This window comes from Bradyrhizobium sp. 956_D2_N1_4, assembly GCF_052076025.1.
Taxonomy (GTDB): Bacteria; Pseudomonadota; Alphaproteobacteria; order Rhizobiales; family Xanthobacteraceae; genus Bradyrhizobium; species Bradyrhizobium barranii.
In genome coordinates, this window is sequence record NZ_CP197237.1 from 8,603,459 (window position 1) to 8,623,964 (window position 20,506).

The 20,506-nt window shown below is 58.8% G+C and carries 23 protein-coding genes and 1 pseudogene; 18 read left to right on the top strand and 6 right to left on the bottom strand.

Annotated elements, in window-relative coordinates; all coding sequences use genetic code 11:
- The first annotated feature begins 101 nt into the window (after nucleotides 1-101).
- The 3 genes from AB7535_RS40680 to AB7535_RS40690 all read left to right on the top strand — a co-directional run bounded on the left by AB7535_RS40680 (nucleotide 102) and on the right by AB7535_RS40690 (nucleotide 2,556).
- Nucleotides 102-485: a response regulator gene (locus AB7535_RS40680; protein WP_354113589.1), complete on the top strand. Its 384-nt coding sequence runs from the start codon at nucleotides 102-104 to the stop codon at nucleotides 483-485.
- A 382-nt stretch (nucleotides 486-867) separates the two neighbouring features.
- On the top strand, nucleotides 868-1,530 hold the full coding sequence (locus tag AB7535_RS40685; RefSeq protein ID WP_439037712.1) for a response regulator transcription factor: 663 nt from the start codon (nucleotides 868-870) through the stop codon (nucleotides 1,528-1,530).
- Between the two features lie 363 nt (nucleotides 1,531-1,893).
- A complete protein-coding gene (locus AB7535_RS40690) occupies nucleotides 1,894-2,556 on the top strand; it encodes a helix-turn-helix domain-containing protein (RefSeq protein WP_439037713.1) in 663 nt (220 codons plus the stop codon).
- Between the two features lie 1,592 nt (nucleotides 2,557-4,148).
- On the opposite strand, the gene AB7535_RS40695 is transcribed toward AB7535_RS40690, so the two are convergent.
- Nucleotides 4,149-4,487, bottom strand: a complete 339-nt coding sequence (locus AB7535_RS40695) for a hypothetical protein (protein WP_354113594.1) — start codon at nucleotides 4,485-4,487, stop codon at nucleotides 4,149-4,151.
- 259 nt (nucleotides 4,488-4,746) lie between these two features.
- Nucleotides 4,747-4,916: pseudogene (locus AB7535_RS40700) on the bottom strand (SOS response-associated peptidase); the annotation flags it as partial.
- A gap of 77 nt (nucleotides 4,917-4,993) precedes the next feature.
- Here AB7535_RS40700 and AB7535_RS40705 point away from each other — a divergent pair.
- Nucleotides 4,994-6,028 carry an IS110 family transposase gene (locus AB7535_RS40705; protein ID WP_439037714.1) on the top strand — a complete coding sequence of 345 codons (1,035 nt, stop codon included), beginning with the start codon at nucleotides 4,994-4,996 and terminating at the stop codon, nucleotides 6,026-6,028.
- 747 nt (nucleotides 6,029-6,775) lie between these two features.
- Nucleotides 6,776-6,934: a hypothetical protein gene (locus AB7535_RS40710; protein ID WP_354113597.1), complete on the top strand. Its 159-nt coding sequence runs from the start codon at nucleotides 6,776-6,778 to the stop codon at nucleotides 6,932-6,934.
- A gap of 602 nt (nucleotides 6,935-7,536) precedes the next feature.
- Here AB7535_RS40710 and AB7535_RS40715 read toward each other — a convergent pair.
- Nucleotides 7,537-7,731: a hypothetical protein gene (locus AB7535_RS40715; protein ID WP_354113598.1), complete on the bottom strand. Its 195-nt coding sequence runs from the start codon at nucleotides 7,729-7,731 to the stop codon at nucleotides 7,537-7,539.
- A 478-nt stretch (nucleotides 7,732-8,209) separates the two neighbouring features.
- On the opposite strand from AB7535_RS40715, the gene AB7535_RS40720 reads away from it, so the two are divergent.
- The 6 genes from AB7535_RS40720 (at nucleotide 8,210) to AB7535_RS40745 (ending at nucleotide 10,100) form a co-directional block, all read left to right on the top strand.
- The gene (locus AB7535_RS40720; protein ID WP_167768323.1) at nucleotides 8,210-8,365 is read left to right on the top strand and encodes a hypothetical protein; all 156 of its coding nucleotides are present in this window, start codon (nucleotides 8,210-8,212) and stop codon (nucleotides 8,363-8,365) included.
- Between the two features lie 191 nt (nucleotides 8,366-8,556).
- Nucleotides 8,557-8,820 carry a hypothetical protein gene (locus AB7535_RS40725; RefSeq protein WP_354113599.1) on the top strand — a complete coding sequence of 88 codons (264 nt, stop codon included), beginning with the start codon at nucleotides 8,557-8,559 and terminating at the stop codon, nucleotides 8,818-8,820.
- A 48-nt stretch (nucleotides 8,821-8,868) separates the two neighbouring features.
- Nucleotides 8,869-9,171: a hypothetical protein gene (locus tag AB7535_RS40730; protein ID WP_354113600.1), complete on the top strand. Its 303-nt coding sequence runs from the start codon at nucleotides 8,869-8,871 to the stop codon at nucleotides 9,169-9,171.
- A 135-nt stretch (nucleotides 9,172-9,306) separates the two neighbouring features.
- Nucleotides 9,307-9,666 (top strand): hypothetical protein, encoded by a 360-nt coding sequence (locus tag AB7535_RS40735; protein WP_439037715.1) that lies wholly within the window; start codon nucleotides 9,307-9,309, stop codon nucleotides 9,664-9,666.
- Nucleotides 9,667-9,762: 96 nt separating this feature from the next.
- Nucleotides 9,763-9,903 carry a hypothetical protein gene (locus AB7535_RS40740; RefSeq protein WP_354113602.1) on the top strand — a complete coding sequence of 47 codons (141 nt, stop codon included), beginning with the start codon at nucleotides 9,763-9,765 and terminating at the stop codon, nucleotides 9,901-9,903.
- The gene (locus tag AB7535_RS40745; protein WP_354113603.1) at nucleotides 9,903-10,100 is read left to right on the top strand and encodes a hypothetical protein; all 198 of its coding nucleotides are present in this window, start codon (nucleotides 9,903-9,905) and stop codon (nucleotides 10,098-10,100) included. Before AB7535_RS40740 ends, AB7535_RS40745 begins: the two co-directional genes overlap by 1 nt.
- A gap of 247 nt (nucleotides 10,101-10,347) precedes the next feature.
- Here AB7535_RS40745 and AB7535_RS40750 read toward each other — a convergent pair whose 3' ends face one another.
- Both AB7535_RS40750 and AB7535_RS40755 read right to left on the bottom strand, forming a co-directional pair.
- On the bottom strand, nucleotides 10,348-10,851 hold the full coding sequence (locus tag AB7535_RS40750; RefSeq protein WP_439037716.1) for a cupin domain-containing protein: 504 nt from the start codon (nucleotides 10,849-10,851) through the stop codon (nucleotides 10,348-10,350).
- Nucleotides 10,852-11,075: 224 nt separating this feature from the next.
- A complete protein-coding gene (locus AB7535_RS40755; protein WP_354113605.1) occupies nucleotides 11,076-11,261 on the bottom strand; it encodes an ATP-dependent DNA ligase in 186 nt (61 codons plus the stop codon).
- A gap of 342 nt (nucleotides 11,262-11,603) precedes the next feature.
- On the opposite strand from AB7535_RS40755, the gene AB7535_RS40760 reads away from it, so the two are divergent.
- From AB7535_RS40760 to AB7535_RS40775, 4 genes are all read left to right on the top strand, one after another.
- Complete coding sequence (locus tag AB7535_RS40760) at nucleotides 11,604-11,825, top strand: hypothetical protein (protein WP_439037717.1); 222 nt, start codon at nucleotides 11,604-11,606, stop codon at nucleotides 11,823-11,825.
- A 397-nt stretch (nucleotides 11,826-12,222) separates the two neighbouring features.
- Complete coding sequence (locus tag AB7535_RS40765) at nucleotides 12,223-12,372, top strand: hypothetical protein (protein WP_439037718.1); 150 nt, start codon at nucleotides 12,223-12,225, stop codon at nucleotides 12,370-12,372.
- Nucleotides 12,373-12,930: 558 nt separating this feature from the next.
- Nucleotides 12,931-13,929, top strand: a complete 999-nt coding sequence (locus AB7535_RS40770; RefSeq protein ID WP_354113608.1) for an ABC transporter substrate-binding protein — start codon at nucleotides 12,931-12,933, stop codon at nucleotides 13,927-13,929.
- A gap of 10 nt (nucleotides 13,930-13,939) precedes the next feature.
- A complete protein-coding gene (locus AB7535_RS40775; protein WP_439037719.1) occupies nucleotides 13,940-14,074 on the top strand; it encodes a hypothetical protein in 135 nt (44 codons plus the stop codon).
- A 1,904-nt stretch (nucleotides 14,075-15,978) separates the two neighbouring features.
- On the opposite strand, the gene AB7535_RS40780 is transcribed toward AB7535_RS40775, so the two are convergent.
- Nucleotides 15,979-16,473, bottom strand: a complete 495-nt coding sequence (locus tag AB7535_RS40780; RefSeq protein ID WP_439037720.1) for a hypothetical protein — start codon at nucleotides 16,471-16,473, stop codon at nucleotides 15,979-15,981.
- A gap of 492 nt (nucleotides 16,474-16,965) precedes the next feature.
- Here AB7535_RS40780 and AB7535_RS40785 point away from each other — a divergent pair, with 492 nt between their 5' ends.
- The 3 genes from AB7535_RS40785 (at nucleotide 16,966) to AB7535_RS40795 (ending at nucleotide 20,323) form a co-directional block, all read left to right on the top strand.
- Nucleotides 16,966-18,531, top strand: a complete 1,566-nt coding sequence (locus AB7535_RS40785) for a winged helix-turn-helix domain-containing protein (protein WP_439037721.1) — start codon at nucleotides 16,966-16,968, stop codon at nucleotides 18,529-18,531.
- Between the two features lie 1,402 nt (nucleotides 18,532-19,933).
- Nucleotides 19,934-20,146: a hypothetical protein gene (locus tag AB7535_RS40790; RefSeq protein WP_354134743.1), complete on the top strand. Its 213-nt coding sequence runs from the start codon at nucleotides 19,934-19,936 to the stop codon at nucleotides 20,144-20,146.
- A gap of 39 nt (nucleotides 20,147-20,185) precedes the next feature.
- Nucleotides 20,186-20,323: a hypothetical protein gene (locus tag AB7535_RS40795; RefSeq protein WP_354134742.1), complete on the top strand. Its 138-nt coding sequence runs from the start codon at nucleotides 20,186-20,188 to the stop codon at nucleotides 20,321-20,323.
- Nucleotides 20,324-20,506 lie beyond the last annotated feature (183 nt).

Consider the following 20,506-nt stretch of genomic DNA (forward strand, 5'->3'; position numbering starts at 1 on the left):
GTCGAAAAATAATCGTCCGGTCCCGGACATATATTTCGATCAGCCAGGAACGTTGGCTGCTGGGACCCTTTGTCTAGATAGACCTTAAAAGGACGGGCGCCATGAGTTCTGCAAACGCAGCGAGGCGGCCCGTTGTCCTAATCGTCGAGGACGAGTTTCTGATCCGGTCCCACGCGGCTCAAATCATTGAAGATGCCGAGTTCGATGTGCTTGAGGCATCGAATGCAGATGAAGCCATTTCAATTCTTGAAGCCAGATCGGATATCGCCGTTCTATTTACGGACATTCAGATGCCGGGCAGCATGGATGGCCTAAAACTGGCCGCTGCGGTCAAAGGACGCTGGCCCCCGATTAAGATCGTTGCGACTTCCGGGTTCGTTAATGTGCGGCCAAACGACCTGCCTGAAGGCGGGCGGTTTCTTGCTAAGCCCTATCATCCGGCTCAACTGATGGCGACACTTCGGGAGTTGACGGTCGGTCCGTAGGTTTCGTGGAGTGTTCCTGCTACGCAGCTCCGGCGATGAGAGAAAGCAGGCCGAATCCGGTATGGTCTGGAGTTGGCCCTAAGCCGAAGGTCGCTTGAACCCGCGTCATGACGGCTTTCCGAGGCAAAGCCGACGGCACATCACCTCGCCATCGCGGGACATCAATCGCGCTAGGCTCCACAAGAGCTTGATCGAACCACAGTAAAGGGGCAGCTTGGCTGACCTCAGCAGCGAGACTGTCCCTCCGGCTACCTGTTCGCCACTCGGACGCCATTGTGTCGGGCACCGGACAGAGCTAGTTTAATCTCATCATCGGCCCGCCATAGGCATCCATCGGTGACTGAGAGTGCTTCATGCTCCCGCCTGAACTATTCGGCGCGACATGAACCAACACGATCCTCATTCTGATCCAGAGTTTCGGTTCACTCAGCGACTGCACTGGGGGACTGTGCATGTCGTTGACGACGATGCGACTTTCCTGAAAGCGACAGAGCGCTGTTTAAGGCACGCCGGTTATGCGATTGCGACTTACAATTCCTCTCAGCACCTGCTGGATTACCTGCCGCGCGAAAGTGCCCCAGGTTGTCTTCTCCTCAACGTGCAAATGCCCGGATTGGATGGCCTGGTACTTCAGTCTCGATTGAGCGAACTCGGCGCGACCCTGCCAATCGTCTTCGTTGCTGATTATCCCGACATCCCGACAACGGTGGCGGCGATAAAGGCGGGTGCGGTTGACTTTTTGATCAAGCCTATAACATCGAAGCAACTTCTTGAGGTCATTGAGCGGGCGATTGTGCAGCACGCCGCGGCGCGCGGCTTAAAGATCAAGTCGGATGTAGCTCATGCCCGTCTTGCGGCATTGACGCCGCGCGAACGACAGGTCTTCGACCTTATCGTTATCGGCAACACGAACAAGCATGCCTCCCGTGCGCTTGGCTGCACCGAACGTACAATCAAGGCCCATCGCCACATGGTCATGAAGAAAATGCAGGTCCAATCCGTTGCGCACCTCGTATCTTTTGCCGAGCGATCATCGAGCCGCTGAGGAAATCAGCGGAGGGAGATTTATAGCGTCGCTTACTGGTTGCGTTGGCCAAGGTCCGCATGTCCGCCTCTGGCCCTCTTGCGAAGTGGCTGCCGACACCGAGTATGTCCGATTAGCGGTGCAGACCCGAAGTGCGCAGGCCGTAGCCAAACCGGCGCTTTTGACCCGTCGCAGACACTTTCTGATGCGATCCAAGTCCCTTGTGGTTCCGCAGACTTAGCCCTTGACACCAGTCAGAATGCGGCGCGCAGTTGAGGGACGACCGAGAGGGCGGAGGGTCGATCTGCGCGGGTACGGTGAAGTTTGCGCTGGCCAAATTTCTTCTGTTGATCGCACAGCATTCGTTAACTCACGGGCGCAGCGATGCTTGTTAAGGTGAACGCAGCTAACCGTAATTCTGACGATCACTCACTTACCCTTGCGGGCGAGTGCGCGTTCTGTAGCGAGTTTAAGCATCGCAAAGGAACGGAAATCTTCGGCGAGGGAGGTGAGACTGAGTACGTCTATCAAATCATCTCTGGTGCGGTTCGGACCCACAGGCGGCTCGCAGATGGACGCCGTCAGATCAACTCGTTTCACCTTCCAGGTGATATGTTTGGGTTAGAAAATGGCGCAAAATATCGCTTTTCTGCCGAAGCTCTTGTCGAGACCAAAGTTCGTATCGTGAACCAGCGTAACCTTCTTGCTGCGTTCGAAAGTCGAGCAAACGGCAGAACCCAACTGCTCCGCCTCGTTACTCAAAGCCTTCGGCACGCTGAGAACCATATGCTTCTCTTGGGCCGAAAGACGGCGCTTGAGAAAGTGGCGGCGTTCATCCTTGAAATGGACGAACGGCAGGCGCATCCGGACGCAATGGTCTTGCCGATGGGCCGTCGCGATATCGCCGATTATCTCGGACTGTCGCTGGAAACAGTATCACGCGCTCTTTCGACCCTACAAGAAGAGGGGCTGTTGTGGTGCGACGGGGCGACCCGAAAACGGTTCATAATCCTAAGCCGGGCCGGACTTGCGAAATATGATGCGTAAAGCGACCCGCCAGCCGCGCTGACGATGTCGGCTTGTACATCGGACATCGCAACCGCGGTCGAGACCGGTGCGGTTCTGTAGTACGGTTGGTATTCTACGCAGGAAGGCGTTCTCGACGGACGCGACGTTTTGAACGCCCGCTCGGTTCGGGCCTGCTGGGGGATCTCCGAAGGCTCGGACATAGGCCGCATCAGTTGGAAATCGTGTCCCAGAATACACTTTTACGTCGGCTCCCCGCCATCTTTGGCGGTGTAGGATACCTGATCACCGCCCGCCCTCGGCTGTTATCGGTGACTGAGAGTGTTGCGCTCCCGCCGGATCGTAGGGGAGTGCATCGCATGCCGGAATCTCATTCCGCTCGCATGATCGAGCGGTCTCGCTGCCCCAAGTGCGAGATTTGCATGATGCTGGTCGGTGTCGAGCCCAGCTTTGCTGGTCCCGATTTGCGCACGCTTGAATGTCCTAAGTGCAAACTGGCCTACAAGGCGCTGGGAGGACCTATGAAACCGAGAACAAAGCGGGTTGGCTCAAAGGCGAACTAGGCCGGGGCGAGCAAGGCCGCCTGTTGGCTCCTCTTTCATATCGGGCTAAGCCTGCGATGTCGCCTTTTGGCCCCTTCAGAGACTTGCCGACCTCCACGGTGAACGTCCGCGTTCGAGGGCAAAGCGGAAAAAAATATCTCGCCCTGAATTCTTCTCAGTTTGACCCTGAGCGCGCGCTCGGCGATGTTTCACTTCCCTTTGCCCCGGGGCGGGGGCAGCTTGTCTCCCCCTAGAATTCCCAGTGGTCCGTTTTGGCGCGAACTGCGCAGGCTTTCGGCCTTAACCCGAGTTAGTTTAGGTCATGGGCAGTGAGCTAATGGTGCGTGTGGTCGGCGTTGTGGCGGGTGTCTTCGCCGAGGCCTCCGTCTCGGCGTTGATCCTCCACCATTGATCTATCTCAATTCACTTCCCACTCTCAGGTGCTGCTTGGTATGGGCGACCAAACCCGTATCGCGCATGCGACCATGACTCAATCGATGGTCTGGGCTCGCCAGTATCAGCATGCTCACTATGCTTTCTTTGATGCCTGAGGCGGCCTCCAGCTGAGAGGGGAACGGCAGATGAAAGTTCGTGAACTTGTGCAGGCGCTTCAAGCGCTGCCCGATCAGGATGCTACGGGGTTATTGGCGAGGGGAATAAGCCTGACGAGTGGCTTGTCGTATCGGGTTTAGCGCCGCGCAGGATCTTTCGATTGGACGATGACCACGCAAAACGCGGAAGCGATATGGCGGTTGAGATAGTTTAGATCGCCAACTGCCGCCACCTGCGGCGGCCTTACTTCTGTTCGTCTTTGACTACCATGTCAGGCTTTCAAGTTGGTGCGCCAGCGCTGTCCAACTACGTGAGATGCCAAGTAGCACAGTGGATCGGCGAGCAGAAATATGCGGTTCGCGCCCCAGAATTTTGTACTCGGCTGCATATGTTTTGCACTCATTGACGGAAATCATCGAAGGCCTCCCGATTGGTCCGGGAGCGACCGCGCCCTCAGTAATCGTAGGTTATTCGGTCGCGAGCGAACGACCTAACGATATCAGCTATGTCCGGACATAGCTAATTAGGGCTGTCTTGGTTCTGCGAGCGCGGGAGCATCTTGCGCAGCTTCCTGATGATCCGGCGCAGATCATCGGCATATTCCTCAGCGACTTCCCGGGCCTGATCGGCACGGGACAGTTTGGACCCTTTGCCGGTCGGTTTCTCGTCTAACGGATTTTTCATATCGGCGCATTCAACGAATGTTCCGCTCGGCAGTATAAAACTCTTCCCGGGTTTTGTCCGTCCGATAGCGGACAAATCAAGGAAACTGGCACGGTTGCGACGCGGCGTTGGCGATGAGGTCCATTTCGGGTCGACAGGCAAAATGCCGGACTTAGTTGCGTAGGTCTGCTTCACCCGGGCTTTTAGTGCTTGTGACGCGATTGCGTTCCTCCGAATCAAACGCAGCCAGAGTGCAATCTGGCGTTTCCATCGCCGATAAGATGCCAAAGGCCGGGCGGCGACGGTGACAACTTACCAGGCGCGGACCTTGAGTTCTTTAACCCATGTTATTGGGGCGCAGCGTGACGGATAGGTGCCCTAGTGGCAGCAGCTGCGTGGCAACTTGCTCTATCTCAGTATCTCAGATCCCCAGCTGCGCGTGCACAGCTATCAACGGCATCCACCACGGCATCGTACTCACCTCGGGTCCGGTCTCGGCGTTGGCACCACCGGAACTGAATAATCCGGAAACACGGCCGGCATCGGCGGTAGGTTGCCGACGTAGCGATTAACCACGCGGAACGGCGCGATGATCGCAGCTTTGTTCGTGGTGATGCTGTAGATGGGGTGATTGCGGTTGCTGCTCGAAAGGCTCAGCCTGGAAGGGAAGCCGGCGAGCCGGTGGCAGCAGGAGCGGGAACATGAAGCACTATGTCGGTCTGGATGTTTCGCTAAAGGAGACGGCTATCTGTGTTGTGGACGAGAATGGCGTCGTCATTCGCGAGGGCAAGGCACTTTCGGAACCGGAGGCTATTGTTGCCGGGCTCAACGAACGCGGATTGCCCATTGTCAAGATCGGGATTGAGATTGGTGGTCTCGCTCGTTGGCTGTACAGCGAACTGCGTGCTGCCGGCTTACACGCAGTCTGCATCGATCCCCGAAGACTGCGTGGCGTGACTAAGACGATGCCTATTAAGACCGATCGAAACGACGCTCGCGCCATTGCACAGGTAATGCGGGTCGGCTGGTACACCGTTGTTCATATCAAGGGTGACGTGAGCCAGGAGCTACGAATGCTTCTCAACAATCGCAAGACGCTTTTGATCAAGCAGATCGATATTGAGAACGAAATTCGCGGCGTCTTACGCGTCTTCGGCTTAAAGCTGTCTGGTCGTATATCTCAAGCGACGTTTGAGCAGCAGACCAATGAACTCACAGATGGCCATCCACGACTCGCGGCGATGCTGCGCCCAACGCTTCTGGCTCGAGCCGCGCTGCGTGAACAGTATGGCGTCCTGCACAAGATGGTACTTGAAATAGTACGCCGCGAATCGACATGTCAGCGGCTCATGACGATACCGGGCGTAGGTGCACTGACGGCAATCACGTTTCTAACAACCATTGATGACCCGGATCGCTTTCAACGATCCCGCGATGTTGGCGCGCATCTTGGCCTTACGCCACGCAAATACGCATCTGGGGAAACCGATCGGAATGGCGCTATTTCGAGGTGTGGCGATGTGATGCTCAGGACCATACTTTATCAGGCCGCGCTTGCACTTCTAACCCGCACCAAGCGTTGGTCCGCATTGAAAGCTTGGGGTGTAAGGGTGGCCAAGCGACGCGGTCTTCGCCGAGCGGTCGTAGCAGTCGCACGAAAATTAGCGATCGTGATGCATCGGATCTGGGGAGATGGAAGCGAGTTCCGATGGACCCGTGAGGAGGCGACCGCATGATCAATTAGCAATTCAGCGGATCCGCCGAAAAGGCGGGACGACGTCCTGCGAGGACGAGGTCGGGGTGACTGCACTGCAACCTCTGTGCCTGCAGCACGCGCCTAATAGATAGCAGCTCCCGATCTTCGGACTACCATCGTGAGGCGGCTATGAACGTCGACCTCGTAGACAAGAGCGAGCCTCGCAGGCTGTCGGTAACGAGCTGAACCCTTGTGCCAGCAACCGCAATCAGACAAGAGGTTGCACATGCGCTTTGCGGACTACCGCTTCTTAAAGTCCGTTAGCTTGCGCATGTAGTAACCCTGTCTCTGAATGGCGAGCTTAATGTCCTCGCTGACGCTCGCCGCTTTTTTCTTCTTACGCCACCCGCCTGGCGCGTCAGAAAGAGGAATTGGCAAACCACTACGCACAACCAACAGATCACGCTTAGTGTTCAGATACACATCGAACATCCTAAGGCCCCCCAGCCAATTGTCAGAATATCGCGGGGAGCAGAAATAGCAAACAACTCCGTCCGGCCACAATGGACAGGCAAGCCGCTACAGATTGCGGTGGCGTGCCGGGCACAACGGACGCGGCGCGGCACCCCGGCATCGGCATCAGCCTGCGCCATCGGCGGCGACGATCAGGCCCGCAACAGTGGCGGGGATAATGATTCTCGAGCCGAAAACATGATTTTACTGCAACGGCCACTGGTGGCTGAACCGGGACGGGACGGCACCGCCGCCCACAACCCGGAGCAAGCCAATGCGCGACCCGCGCCCCTTCGTCGTCATCCAGAGCGGCACGTTCTTATTCGTAATTCACGCCTACAGCGCGCGGCAGGCCCGCACGCTGGTCGCGGCCCGCCTCGCGAACACGACCGGCGTTCTCATCGTCGCGTCGCGCAAGGGTTCGCCGCGATGATCCCCGACAGCAAGAACGGCCTTCCCGCGATGGCCTGTGTCTCAGCGATGCAGAAGGCGATCAGGCGCGGCATGGAGCCGAAACGATGGAGTTCGCCGTCGAATTGATCCACACACGCGAAGGCGTTTCACTCGATGGTCCGCAATCGCCTCGAAGTCATTTGCCATGAAGACCTCGACACGTTGGCCGCGCCGCACTGTTTCCGTTCGTCGCCGCATCGCTCGCGGCATCGCGGGAGCGCTACAGTGAGAGTATCGGCGAAGCCCGCCTGATGGTGGGGCATCGCGATCCGCATGATGGCGTGCGCGCCGAAGTCCCGCGCGGGCTACCACTTCGCTGCCGCCATCGGCTTCGATCCTTGCTTGAGGACTACGCGCCGACGATCCCGACCGGGCCAACGATCAACACACACACGCCGGGAGAAGCTGGGCCGCGGTCTCGAACACTTCCGCAAGGAAGGCGCGAGGTTGATCCCGCCACCGACCGCCGACGATCCTTACGAGGACGAAGCCTACCGGCTGTGGGGTCGCGGACGGCAATATCGCGCGACTTATTCCAAGACGGTGCGATGCACCCGAACAACGATACGCTTGGCGAGCGCCTTAGGCTGTATGTCGAAAAGAACTTCCATAATGCTTGAAGAAGTTATCAAGCTTCACTGGTTTGCCGGTATCTCGCCAGAACAGTCTTTTACCGAGGCTGGCCGCCACTGCGAGGCGGTGGTGGCCGCCGATTAGAGTATGGTCATCGGATGCTTGGGCGATGATCTCGCCGTCTTCGTCCACAATGATTTTCATGGGCCGCCTCCAGTCCAACGCGCCGGTCAGCGCCGCCGCGATGGTGCGTAATCCATCTAACCTCGTGCCGGTCCCGACGTTCCTACCCATGAAGAGCACCGTTTCCGTATTCGACATGCCACATGGCGCACCGCCTTTGTGTGCCGACTGGCATAAAATTAAGCCTGGAATTCGCAACTGCAAATATCCTCAGAGGTCGCGGTCGCGCGGTCCCCGCAGTTTGGGGCGCTCTCCACAGTACCTGCGGCCCGATTGCGGAGGGCCGCCATCGTCGGAGGGCGGCCTTCTCGCGACCGTCCCCGCCAACATCATCTCGACGCGGCGGCGCATGGGTGGCGAGAACACGGCGTTGGCCCGCGCGTGACGTCGCGTAGGCCACGCCACAGCATCCCAAGGGTTGATCTAACGCAAGCACCTCCAAACTGGGTTCCGATACCCATGGACGCTATTGCTCGCCTACATCGAGAGGAGAACACAGATGAAGTGGATCATCCTGTTGTGGACGTCCTTCGTATCTGTCTTGATCGCGATTTATGCCTATGCGTGGCGCGATATGCTCAAGACCAAGCGGGTTGTGCGACCGTACATCGACGACATTCCGTTTCGGCCTAATCGCTATCGTCAGAGCGACTGACTTAAAGCGAACCAACCGGGTGCGGCCGGCGGACGGCACCACGTCATCGCGTCATCAGCACGCCGACGGCACAGGCCCTCCATCGATCTAGGTCAACGTCAGCGATCCTCTGGGGCCCACGCTAGGTTCAGCCGCACCGAGGCGGCTCCCGTCACCTTTCAGTGACGCAAGCGCGACGAGGGAGGTCCGCCATGCATCCGAGGAAGCGTCTTTCGATCAAGTCAGCGACTGTTGCCGGGATTGCTGTTAGCGCCTTGTTGGGGCTTGCAGGTCTCACTCTCGATCCAGCCCCAGCCAAGGCGGTCGTGTACTGCCAGTACGTTGAATATCCGACCGGCTGCGTTGGCGGGGCAGGGGTCGTGCTCAGGCCTCGTCCGGTGGCGCGCGCTGCGGTCCGTCATAACGCCGGTGGCAATGCAAATGGCGGCATCGATCGCGTTGGGGCGGGGCGGTAAGCCGCGCTGACCGGCGATGACGCCGAGCTTGATCGCGCGGAAGCGGCGTTGCGCGCGGCACAGGACCGCAGCACCACCTTGAAAGCGGCACTCACGGAAGTCGAACAGCAGTTGGAGGCCCTTGAGCGCACCAAGGCCGAGATGGCGGATCGCAAGGTGCGCGCTGAGACCGCCGCCGAGATTGGGTTGCTGGTTCGCGAGCTGACCCAGGTCGGCGCGGAATTCAACAGCACCGCGGCGCGCCTGTCCGAACATACGGCTCGCGCGGTGCCGGTGGTGTTCGACGCGCTCGGGCTCGGCAAGTTCTTGGCGATCTCGCGCGGAGGTGCCTGCGGCGTTGGAACTGGTTAGCGATCCGAAAAACGAGAACCACATCCCGGCCGCCGTGGCCGACATGATCGCTCGCGCGATGCCGCGACCGGGCGACAGCGTTTGTCGCGGCTACCCGCGCCCGCATGCTGGCGCGGCACAAGAAGGTGTTGGGCGATGTTTGAAGAGAACCCGGCCGAGGATGGCAAGGAGCAGCCCGCGACCTCTGTCGGCGGTCCGGGGGCCGCTGCCCAGGTCGAGGTTGGCGACGATGGCAGCGGCCCCGATGCGGAGGTTGACGAGTACGACGGCCTCCTCACCTCGCTCGGCCGCACTTACGACAAGGACTGCCGGATCGCCATTCACGAGGCGGGCGCCACATTGTCGCTGCGCGCCTGCGCGGCCATGCGTTGGGCGGTGCCACCGTCCATCCGGGTTCCGGCTACGAAGGCCGCTTATGGGGCGAGCGCCACGTGGAGGCGTTTGCGGAAGGCCGCGGCGACGCCTCCGATGTTCGCGAGGTTCTTTCTCCGCTGATGCCCAGCGCTGGCGAAGATCACAGCTCGGTCTCTGACGTCTTCGGCAATACCTATACGCAAGTGATCGAATTGATGGCGCCGAGCCGCTGAGCGCATGCTGCTGGATGGCGAGCCTGTGTCACCGGCAGATGATCTCCGGCAGGCGCGTGAACTGGCGCTGCTGTTCTGTAAGAGCGAGCAGGCGATTGAGACCTTCATCGAGCACACTGCGATGTTGCCGCCCGTGATCTGCTGATGCCGTATGGCGATGTCGTGATGGTGCTGTCCATCGTGTTGCGGATCAAACGCACGCTGGACGGTGCCGAGATCGACAAGGTCATTTGGGACGTGGAGACGCGCAAGGCGTTGGCGATAGAGCAGCGGCGTCGCGCTGAGTGGCGCAAGAGCGAGCTGGCCGCGAGCCGCTTTCGCGCGGAATGTGATTACCCTTGAAGCCGCGCGGTTGCCACATCTTGCCCCAAAGAAGGTGCCGTAATCAGTGACACGTTGATCGGAAGGCGCGGCGGAGGTACCCGTGCCTGACGATCTTGAAGGGCCCCGACGTGCAACATCGTCGGGGCCTTTTACTTGGCGCGTACTCGTTGACTGTCGGATATCGCCTCTTGGACGCGAAGCTGAGATAGAATTTGGCGACCCCGGCCGCATCCGAGTTTCATATTGTTTGCTTCTCACTCACCCACTATTTCGTGGCCTGTTTGCTCGGGTCATCGGCCGGGCTGACGTAGTTGATAGCGAACGGCCCGGATCCGGCGATCTGTACCACGGTCTCTTCCGTGGTCCAGGCATAGTGATTCATGCCTGCTGGCATTTCGCCAAAACCTCCGGCCTTGAGGGACTGCCCCTTGTCCATATCGAGCTTGTCGCCGAGACCGACACGGAAGTCACCGGAGATCACCGTCACGAACTCGTCGGTGGGATGGTTGTGGGCGGGGACTTTGTAGTTCGCAGGCATTTTTAACCGCATCGTGAACAGCCCCTCCTTGCTGGGGTCACCAGCTACGACGGCGAGCTGCGCGCCGGGCGGGATGGTCGGTGGAGCGGGACCCCACCTAATGTCTTCAACATTGACCGGAGGCTTCATTTGCATCTCGGCAGCCTGCGATGCCTCCTTCGGCAGGATTTGTGCTGCTGCTAGGACAGCAAGGCTAGAAGCAACAGCAAATGGTACGATTAGTCGCTTCATTTCCTTTCCCTCCTTGGTCTACTTCTCTTCACTCGTCACAAGCTAGGGGGGCGAGCATACCGCATACCCCTCGCAAGCCCTCAGATACGGTGGCTTATTTCTGTTCGACGGTGTCGTGATGATGCGGAGACCGGCATTACTTTGCCTTTCGGTCTTGCACCCATCTTAGCATGCCCGTCCTTCACGCCAAGCACGACCGCTTCGCCATCGAGCACAAACTGCTTCTACCTAATCTTGCTCGCGGCCTCGACGATCCAGGGATAGCGACTGGCCCAGTTGTAGCCGCCGCGCGTGATCAGGCGCACCCGGTCGCCATCGCGCTCCAAGCGGAGGCGATAGCCGTCGTACTTCACTTCATGGAGCCAATCGGAGCCGTCGGGGACCGCAATGCCCTTGGTCGGCAGGCACAAACGAACGCATGCGGGAAAATAGGCATGCTCGACCTTTTTGCGAGGTGGAGCCTCACCGGCTCGGCAGACCCTGGGTGGCGTCTCTGTTATCCGGAGTGCACTCGGCATAAACATACCTTTAAGTAGAGCGCCGGGGCTGGCATTTTCATTCCGAACAAAATTGTAACCGGCAAGGGGTCGCTGTGAGGCGGCCCCTTTCGATTTCCGGTATCCTCGCGCAGATTTAGGTCCATGCCGCAATTTCATTGAGCTTCAGCAAGCCGTACCGCTCGAATTGTTGCAGTGCGCACTGGGTTCCGATGGTAATGTTTTTGCAATTGAGGCACGGGTTCCGAGCGCGAGATGGCGATCTACTTGCATTTGCAAATCCACGGCATGGCGCCGGAAGAGGTTGCCTTCATTATTAAAGCATACGAACAAACGTTGCCTGCGCTCTGTGTCAAGGACCGCGACGACCCCCTCACGGAAATGATTGCGAAAACAATCATCAAGATCGCGCAGGCCGGCATCAAAGACGCTTCCCAGATTTCGGCTCTGGCGATCAAGGAACTCGAAATGCGCTAAGGCGCCTCGGGTCCAAGTTTGGAACTGAAACATTCTCCCACCTCTGGGAGTTTGGCTCTTGGCTTCGGGGCTTCGCAATTGCACGAGGCGCTATGACCCCTTTACCGGCGGGCGACGCAGTTCTCACTGTCGCTATCATGGGCATCACCTTCCTACTCGAGGTTGCTTTTTTCGCCTGGATCGGAGTGTTCTGAACGGGCCCCGCATGATCGAGCAACGGGAGCATGGGATCGAAACGGCGCTTCGGATGGCATTGCGGGTGGCAAGGCTGAACTCAGCCGCTCCGTTAAGTACTCCGATTAAATTGGAGGAAACGCCTTAGTTCTGGCCAAGATTTTTCAAAGTTCCCGGCAACCATTGCCTCGTTCGGCGTCATTGCTCAGTTGGGGAGCGCGTGATGGACGACGATGAGGAACAGCAAGACCTTCAAGATCAGATCATGGGCTACCGCATGATGGAGCGCGATGCCACCGATCCTCTCGCACGCGGCCTCATACAAGACATCGTTGCAGAATTGGAAGCGGCGCTGCAAGCACCCAACGAGTAGTCCGATGCAGGGCTTGCCTGAGCTTCCGTCAGCTCGCCAGCCATGAACGACCTTCTATTTCCCTTGAGCCACATTAAAGCGGCCTGATCGCAGGTTCGTGCTTGATGGGCCCGGGCCCTAGGCACCGCCCCGTTCGGACCGAAACCTTCAAGCCGAGACCGGCTCGCATATGAGCGAGTGGCTGAGATCGCCCGGATTGCAACCGCCAGAGTAAGGGAGCCTTGACTTAGCTCAAAAGTTTCCTTTGGCGCTATGCCGTCATCGCAGCATGAAATCACCGGAACCGCCACCGGCCAAAGATCAACCGTCGTCTCAATCGGCGCGGGTCGAAGAAGCGCGCCGGATCATCGATGAGTATTCAGCTTGGTGGCGTTGTGCCGTGAAGTAAGGCCACCTCAGTTGTCCTAGTTCGTGAATTTTTAGCGAATGAGCAAAACGATACTGCGGTTGAACTGCTAACTGTCCGGTTGAACGTGCGGAGGCGACACCAATGATGCCGGATCAACTAGCACGCCAAGAGCAAATAGGTTGTCTCTAGGCTTTGCAGAGGCATCAGACATGAAGCGGCGCGAGTTCATAACGGCACTCGGCGGCGCTGCGGTGTGGCCGCTGGCGGCTCAGGCGCAGCAATCTAAAAAGATTTACCGAATTGGATATCTGACGGCTAATTTGAGCAGCTATCCTTGGGTAAACGGCTTCGTTCGCGAATTAGGTGATCGCGGCTATTCGGAGGGCAAAAATCTCACCATCGAATGGCGGGAGGCAAAAGGACATTCGGAACTTCTGCCCGAGATGGCTGCCGATCTCGTCCGGCAGAATGTGGACGTGATCGTGGCTGTGGGAAATTACCCCGGACTTTTGGTGAAGAAGATTACTGCGACAATTCCCATTGTCGTGCTCTCGAGCCGCGGCGGCGTTGAAACCAAATTATACCCGTCTCTTTCACATCCTGGCGGGAACCTTACGGGTATCGACAATCTCTCGCCTGATCGCGATGTCAAACGTGTCGAGTTCTTGAAAGAAATTGTTCCACAACTCTCGCGGTTGGCAGTTCTTTACAATCCGCTTCCCTCTTACGCCAGCAATCATCTCAACAGTATTTCTTCGGCATTTGAAAAATTGGGAATTGAAGCGCAGCCGTTTGAAGTTCGTTCACCGCCGGAATTTGAGGTCGCGTTTGCTTCAATCCTGCGCAAAAGGCAGGATACGATGATTGATGCGATGACTACTGTCACCGATCCGATGTTCGTCTTTGATCGCAAGAGGATTGTCGACTTCGGAATAGAAAACAAAATTCCGAACGCGCATGAATATCGAGAATGGGTGCAGATCGGCGGCCTGCTTGCCTATGGTCCGACAATTGATGGAATATGGCGCCGAGGCGCATATTTCGTCGAGAAGATCCTCAACGGGGCAAAGCCAAGTGATTTGCCCGTCGAAGGGCCGAGCGAATTCCATCTTGCCATCAACCTCAAAGCTGCCAAAGATATGGGCCTATCTGTTCCTCAGCATTTGACCGCGAGGGCTGACGAGTTGATTAAAGCGGACGTACGCTAAGCGCTCAGCGATGTCCGTTAATGACCACCCATTGCAGACCTCCCGGTTGAAGACCGGTAGCATTCCGATGTTCTCGAAGGTGAAGGCGCTCGGCATCGATATCCCTGCGACGCTGCGCGGCCGCGCCAACGAGGTGATTGAATAACGATCCTTCTGCGCTGCACGAGTCCGTTGTTGGGCCCTTTTCGGACCTGACAGACTTGGCTGATAATCCGGCTGAAGCGGGCATCAGGCGTGCAGTTTGAGGTCTGCTTCTGGCCGGTCGGCGCACACGGAATTTGTGTACCAATTCACATAAAATAAAGCCGGAATTGCGCGATTGCAAATACGCTTGCGCGGGGTCCGTCGCACGGTCCCCGCGCTTTTGGGCGCTCTCCAAAGGAGCCTGCCGACCGATTGCGGAGGGACCGCTCACAACTTCACGCGCCCGGACAGCGTCACGCGCCGCACGTCATTACTATCACGACAACTGCCAAGTTTACCTGTTCCGTTAACTTTTCATTAACTGGGTCCGCGCACCATCGATCCCGTTCTGAGGGGACACTGCGTCGCTTCTTGTCTTGTCGCCACGCAACGTCACCACGACGCGACCGTGCGTCAGCATCAAGCGCACGACCCTCACCAATCCCTCCCGCTGGTTTCCGGCGGCACGGCATCACGGCATGGTCAGCGTCACGGTTTTAGTAAGGTTTTACGGTTCAGACGCTATCGTTTCAGGAGCTTGCGCGTTTTCGGTCGCAATCGGTGTCTCGCAAGCGCACTGGGCATGTCTCGTCCAACATGCATCGCAACAAATCATCATTGATGAAGGGGGAACGCGATGTCCGCGCTCGATCCCGCCGCGATGCATGCTCTATCCGAGTTGTTCATCGCCTTAGCCGTGCTCGTTGGCTCCATTTGGCCAAACGGCGTTTTCGAGTAAGCGATTGGGGCGGGCAACAACGAGCGTTGCCCGCTTCAAACTAACCGGGCCGAAGCCGCCGCGCTTAACGGCCCGAAGGCGGGGGATAACCGCATCCGTCTATTGCTGATCGCTGCAAAGCTCTGCTCGATGCTCTCGCCGCCTAGACGGGCAGGCAAAGTGAGGAAGTCCCATGTTCACGCTGATCGGCATTGGCATGATAGTCGTAGTGGCCTTCCTCGCGAACAGAGAGCAGCACAAGGACACTAGCAGCACCGACGACTACATCCGACATACGCGGCAGGATATCACAGGCCTAAGATCAATCGCCCTAGATGTTCTACTTCCGGTTGTGGCCCCAAGCGGTCGACCCAGCATGTCCGCTAGACGTCTGTTCTCTGGGGTGAAGCGGACTCGACATACTCAACCTGAGTTCTTCCGCGTGTGACCCGAAGGCGACCTTAAACTCGTAACCAGCGAGAGGCTGATCGCAGCTTAGCAGAGTCCTTGGTGGGACTTAGCACAAGCGGCACGCTCCCCAGGATCCGCAGCAACCCGCGCAACCACCGAACCCCCAGCCACCATACCCCCAGTCATCGAACCCGATGTCGTCATAGAACCCGATGCTGAACCCGTAGCCGCCGCAACCGCAACCACGGAAGCCGCGGCAACCACGGAAGCCACCGCAACCACGAACGCCAACAAACCCACCACCACCGCAACCACGGACGCCAACAAACCCGCCACCACCGCAACCTCGGCCTCCAACAAACCCGCCGCCACCGCAACCTCGGCCGCCAACAAACCCACCACCACCGCAACCTCGGCCGCCGCCGCACCCGCCGCCACCATGGCCGCACCCGCAACCACCGCACCCGCGCGCTAGCTGCACGCCGCTGCCAAAGTTTTCTCTATCGAAAAGATGGAACGTGGCCAGACTGACGTCGGCCATTTCCTCTTCGCCAAGAAAGAAGCGCTGATTTGGCGAGGTATTGGATTGCGGGATATCGGCAGCGGGCATCGTGGATGCGGATGCACTACCCGCCAGCGAAAGACCCAGTAGACCATGCTACAAGTCGGCTCGGTCTTGGCGTTGGCGCCAAGGCTATGCAGGCGGCAGGTGATAGCATTGAGCACAGGATAGTCTGTCAGCCGAGCTTTCGGATGAACTCACCAAGCGCACCGAATGCGAAGCAAAAAGCCGAACATGACAAGATGTCAAAATGTTCGCGACACACATGATCGCAGACCACCAAAAGGATATCGCCGAATACAAGAAGGCATCCAAAAGTAAGGATGCTGCCGGAGAATATGCTTCCGGCCAGATAGATACGTTGCAAAAGCATTTGGAGACCGCAAAATCGTTGAAAGCCGGGAATACGCCGGGATTGCGTCGGCGGGACCGCGGCAACAAATGTTTGCCAGAACGCCGGGCGGAAGATCCCGGCGGACCATGTACGCAAAAATAAGAGACACGCGGCTGCCGGCGCTTGGGCGAGTTCGACTTCTTCGGCGAAGTGGTTGACGCGGGCGTTGAGACCGACGCGTACGGTCGCCGAGGCAGAGAGGAGGCGCGTAAGGCGTGCCAGCGGCTTCGGCGCCGGGTTCATGTGGACGTTCAAAATCGCATCAGCCTCGGGCACTCGAACAGTTCGGCCAGCCTTGATGCCCGCGCGCCTAAGACGAGACAAGCGGCGCTACACAACGAACATAACCGCAGAGGCCGTCGCGCGATTTCGGCGGGGCCTTGCCACCAGCGATCCTTACCAATTTCGCGAACTGAAGATCGCATTAGCCGCGGCGCTCGGGCGCTGCAACTTCCGCGCAAGCCCGCTGGATCGTGAGCCGCGGTCATTGCTCGGTTGCGACCGCGAGCCGGTCGAGGTGGTGATCGATCTTCGGTCGCAGCTGCTGAAGGGGATCGGGGGGAGCGCTTGTAGGCACCCATGGGCAGCGATTTAGGAGTCCGCTTCGACATGCTAAGTCCGCTGTTGCCAGATAGCCGACATGTTGTTGCAGAGCGGCGAAGCGACGCAAAGAAGCCAATTACGGACTTCCCTCGGAACCACCGGCGTCTTATTCTTACGCTGCAACCGCCATTAGTAACATCGGCGCGTAGGCAAGGAAACGATAGTTTGCGCTATTTGTTTGAGGATTTCGCTCTCGACACCGACCGACGTGAGTTGCGTCGGGCGGCTAACGTCGTCCAGACAGCGCCGCAGGTGTTTGATCTACTCGACTATTTGATCAGGCACAGAGACCGCGTCGTGAGCAAAGACGATCTCATCAACGCGGTTTGGAATGGACGCATTGTATCAGATGCTGCGCTGACGACCCGCCTGAATGCCGCTCGGACCGCAATCGGTGACGGCGGCGACAGGCAGCGCCTAATCAAGACATTTCCGCGTAAGGGCTTCCGCTTTGTTGGCACAGTGCACGAACTCGAAGGACGCACAATTGCGACGCATAGCGGCGCCGTGACGCCGACCCACGCTTCAGCCCCGCGTCTGTCCATGGTGGTGCTGCCGTTTGCGAATATTGGTGGCGATCCCGAGCAAGACTATTTCGTTGACGGCGTGACCGAGAGCCTGACCACAGACTTGTCGCGCATCAATGGCGCATTCGTGATTGGCCGACACACCGCATTTACGTTCAAAGGCAAAGCGGTTGATCTCAAGCAGATCGGACGCGAGTTAAACGTCCGCTACGTGCTGGAGGGCTCGGTGCAGCGTGGTGGCAACCGGCTTCGCGTGAATGTTCAGCTGATCGACGCCGAGACTGGCAAACACCTGTGGGCCGAACGGTTCGACAAGCCAGTCGCTGATCTATTCGATATGCAGGACGAAATCGTATCGAGGCTCGCTAACACGCTAAATACTCAACTTGTTGAAGCTGAGGCGCGGCGGGCGGAGCGTTCGCTGCATCCCGATGCGATGGATTTGATTTTCCAGGGCATGGCTTGCTTAAACAAGGGAAGGACTTCCGAGTATCTTGCGCAATCGCGCAGCTTTTTTGAACCAGCCTTGGCGCTCGATCCCAAAAATGTCGAAGCGCTGGTCGGATTGGCAGTTGTTGATGCGGCAGCTGTTGGCATGGCTTTGACCGTTGAGCGGGCCGCGCGTCTCGCAGCGGCTGAGACGGCCTTGATCATGGCTCTGTCCTTGGCCCCCCAGCACGCACGCGCCCACTGGCTTCTAGGAAACATCAAAATGTTCACAAACCGCGCGGCCCAAGGCATAGCTGAATGCGAGCAGGCATTGGCGCTGGATCGAAACCTAGCTAATGCGCACGCCTACATCGGTCGCGCCAAGTATCTTCTCGGTCGCGGCGAGGAGACTGAGGCCCATGTCCAAGAGGCACTCCGCCTCAGTCCTCGTGATACGGAGGCTTTTGTTTGGATGATCTTCGCGGGCTTCGCCAAGCTGCAGCTCGGCGCCGAACAGGAGGCGGTCGCACGGTTCCGTCGCTCGGTCGAGATCAACCAAAATCATCCACGCGCGCATATCTATCTTGCCACCGCGCTAGCGCGCCTCGGTCAGCTTGATGAGGCGCGATCCGCGGCCCAAGCAGGGCTTGCGCTCGACCCGACTTTCACCATCTCCCGCTTCCGCGCCAACGTGCCGAGCGACAATCCGACTTACCTCGCTGGACGCGAGCGCTTCTATGAGGGCATGCGCGTGGCCGGGGTGCCAGAGGGGTGATGTCGGATATGGGTCATTCGCGTCGATTTTGGCATGTCCGCAGCAGGTCCGGTTAGAGGGTAATCTCGGAAATTCCGATCGTCCGGTCTGAGAGCTCTTCTCCAACCGGCTGGGCTGTCTCGGTTCGCTCGTGGTTTCAGCCATCGTCACCGTCGCGCTACTTTTCCTGTTCGGAGCGCTAAGATTTTAAGGCCAGGCCGCTAAACCAAATGGGCGAGGGCGTGCTGTTGAAGAGAAGCCGCGTTGGCGCGCTCGGTTAGGCTTCTCCCGGCCCGGTGAAGATCGAGGTCGGTGGGATGCGCGGCACCGGCAGGGGGCGCTCGGCGCGCTGCGAGGCCTGGCCCGCGCGGCCCCCTTTCGCATCGTAACTCTCGGCGAGCTTCAGCAGGCGTCGCCTGGTAAAGGGGTCCGCTCTGTCTGCGAGGTCGCGCACGCGCTGTGCAAACCTTTAAAGAATTCCTGCTCGATATCACGCGCTTGGCGCTGCCGCTTTTCGGGCAATTCGGCACCGGCGCGAGGCCGCCGTCAAGGCTCGATTATAGTTTCGCATCTTATGCTGATTCTCCTTGAGACAGGCAGCCCCGCGGGCCTAACCTTTGATCGAGCGACCGTGCCGCCGAGCCGGACAAAAGCGTCAGAAAGGGCACGGTCCAGGCCGCCGAGACATGGCCGAGCAACACCATTCCAAGAACGGCCTGCGTGAACATCACGTAGACCTCCACCATGCGCCGGCCGAAGGCCGCCGCCGCATGGTGGCGCCGCCCGGGCGGAGCGGATCGTCGTTCTCGCCGTCGAGGCGCCGCAGCGCCGAGAGGATGTCGGCGAGCCTGATGGCGTGTCCCCTGTCGGGGATCTCGCGCAGCGCGGGACGGATTCGACGGCGTACATGTCGGACGCCCAGGACGACAGGATGACGCGTTTTTCCGAAGCCGAGAGGGTCTCGTTGTTCAGCACGTCGTCCGGAGACGCATAGTGCGCGGCGGGATGGAAGAGGGGATTGAGATCGCCGGAATTCGTTCTGACATTGGTCATCGTCGGCCTCCCTTCACTCCTTTCAATGGGCAGGTGTGATGGACGGCGGGCGCGAACCCTCCGTCGCCCTACAAGAAGCGCAGGACGGCTGTCCGAACCCGCCGGCCGGCGCACGAGCCGGACCCTTGAAGGCGTCTTGCACCGCTCTCGCGGCGAAAAATGAATTAGAAAAACGACAAGAGGTTTCAAGAGGACCGTCGGAAATTTTTTCGGGCCAACGTGATTTGGTCAACCCGGTGGCACAAGAATTCGCACGCTGCACCACTGCCATCTTGACAGCGGTTTCGCGCCGAATATTTTTGCGACGGGGAATTCGTTTTCCCGTTTCTCGCAGCTGAAAAGGACAAGAAGACCGTCAGGAGTGGCGACGATGCTCGATGAAGATTTTGCCCGTAGCCGTGCGCACCGCAACAACATCCACCGCTATCGCAGCCTGCTGAAGACCCGTCTCTCGGACCTCGAACGCCAGTTCATCGAACGGCGCCTCTCCGAGGAGACCGCATCGCTCGAGGCGCTGACTTCCGAAACCTTCCCCATCGCATTTGTCCTGCCTGAAAGGCCGAGCGCGGGGGTGGCGTCATGACCGATGTCAGGGACCTGCTGATCCGCGGCAGCGAGGAAGGTGATCGACCACTATCGACTGCTGCTGGCGAGCGCGAAGACAGAGCGGGAGCGCCAGCTCTACCTGAGCCGGATCGAGCGCGAGGAACGGCTTCTCGACCAGCTCCAGGGTGGGTTGCCGAACAGGGTGGCGGCGTGACTTCTCCGGACGGCGAGGATGGATTTGCGGGGTTCGACGTCGTGCTGAAGCGTCGCGGGCGGAGCCGATGGAAGTGGGCCGTCTGCACCGCCGCGGGCGAAGTCGTCATGTCCGGCTCGGAGTCCAGTCGCGCGGGCGCTAGGTACAAGGCCGAGCGCGCTCTCTTTCTCCTACTTTGCGCAA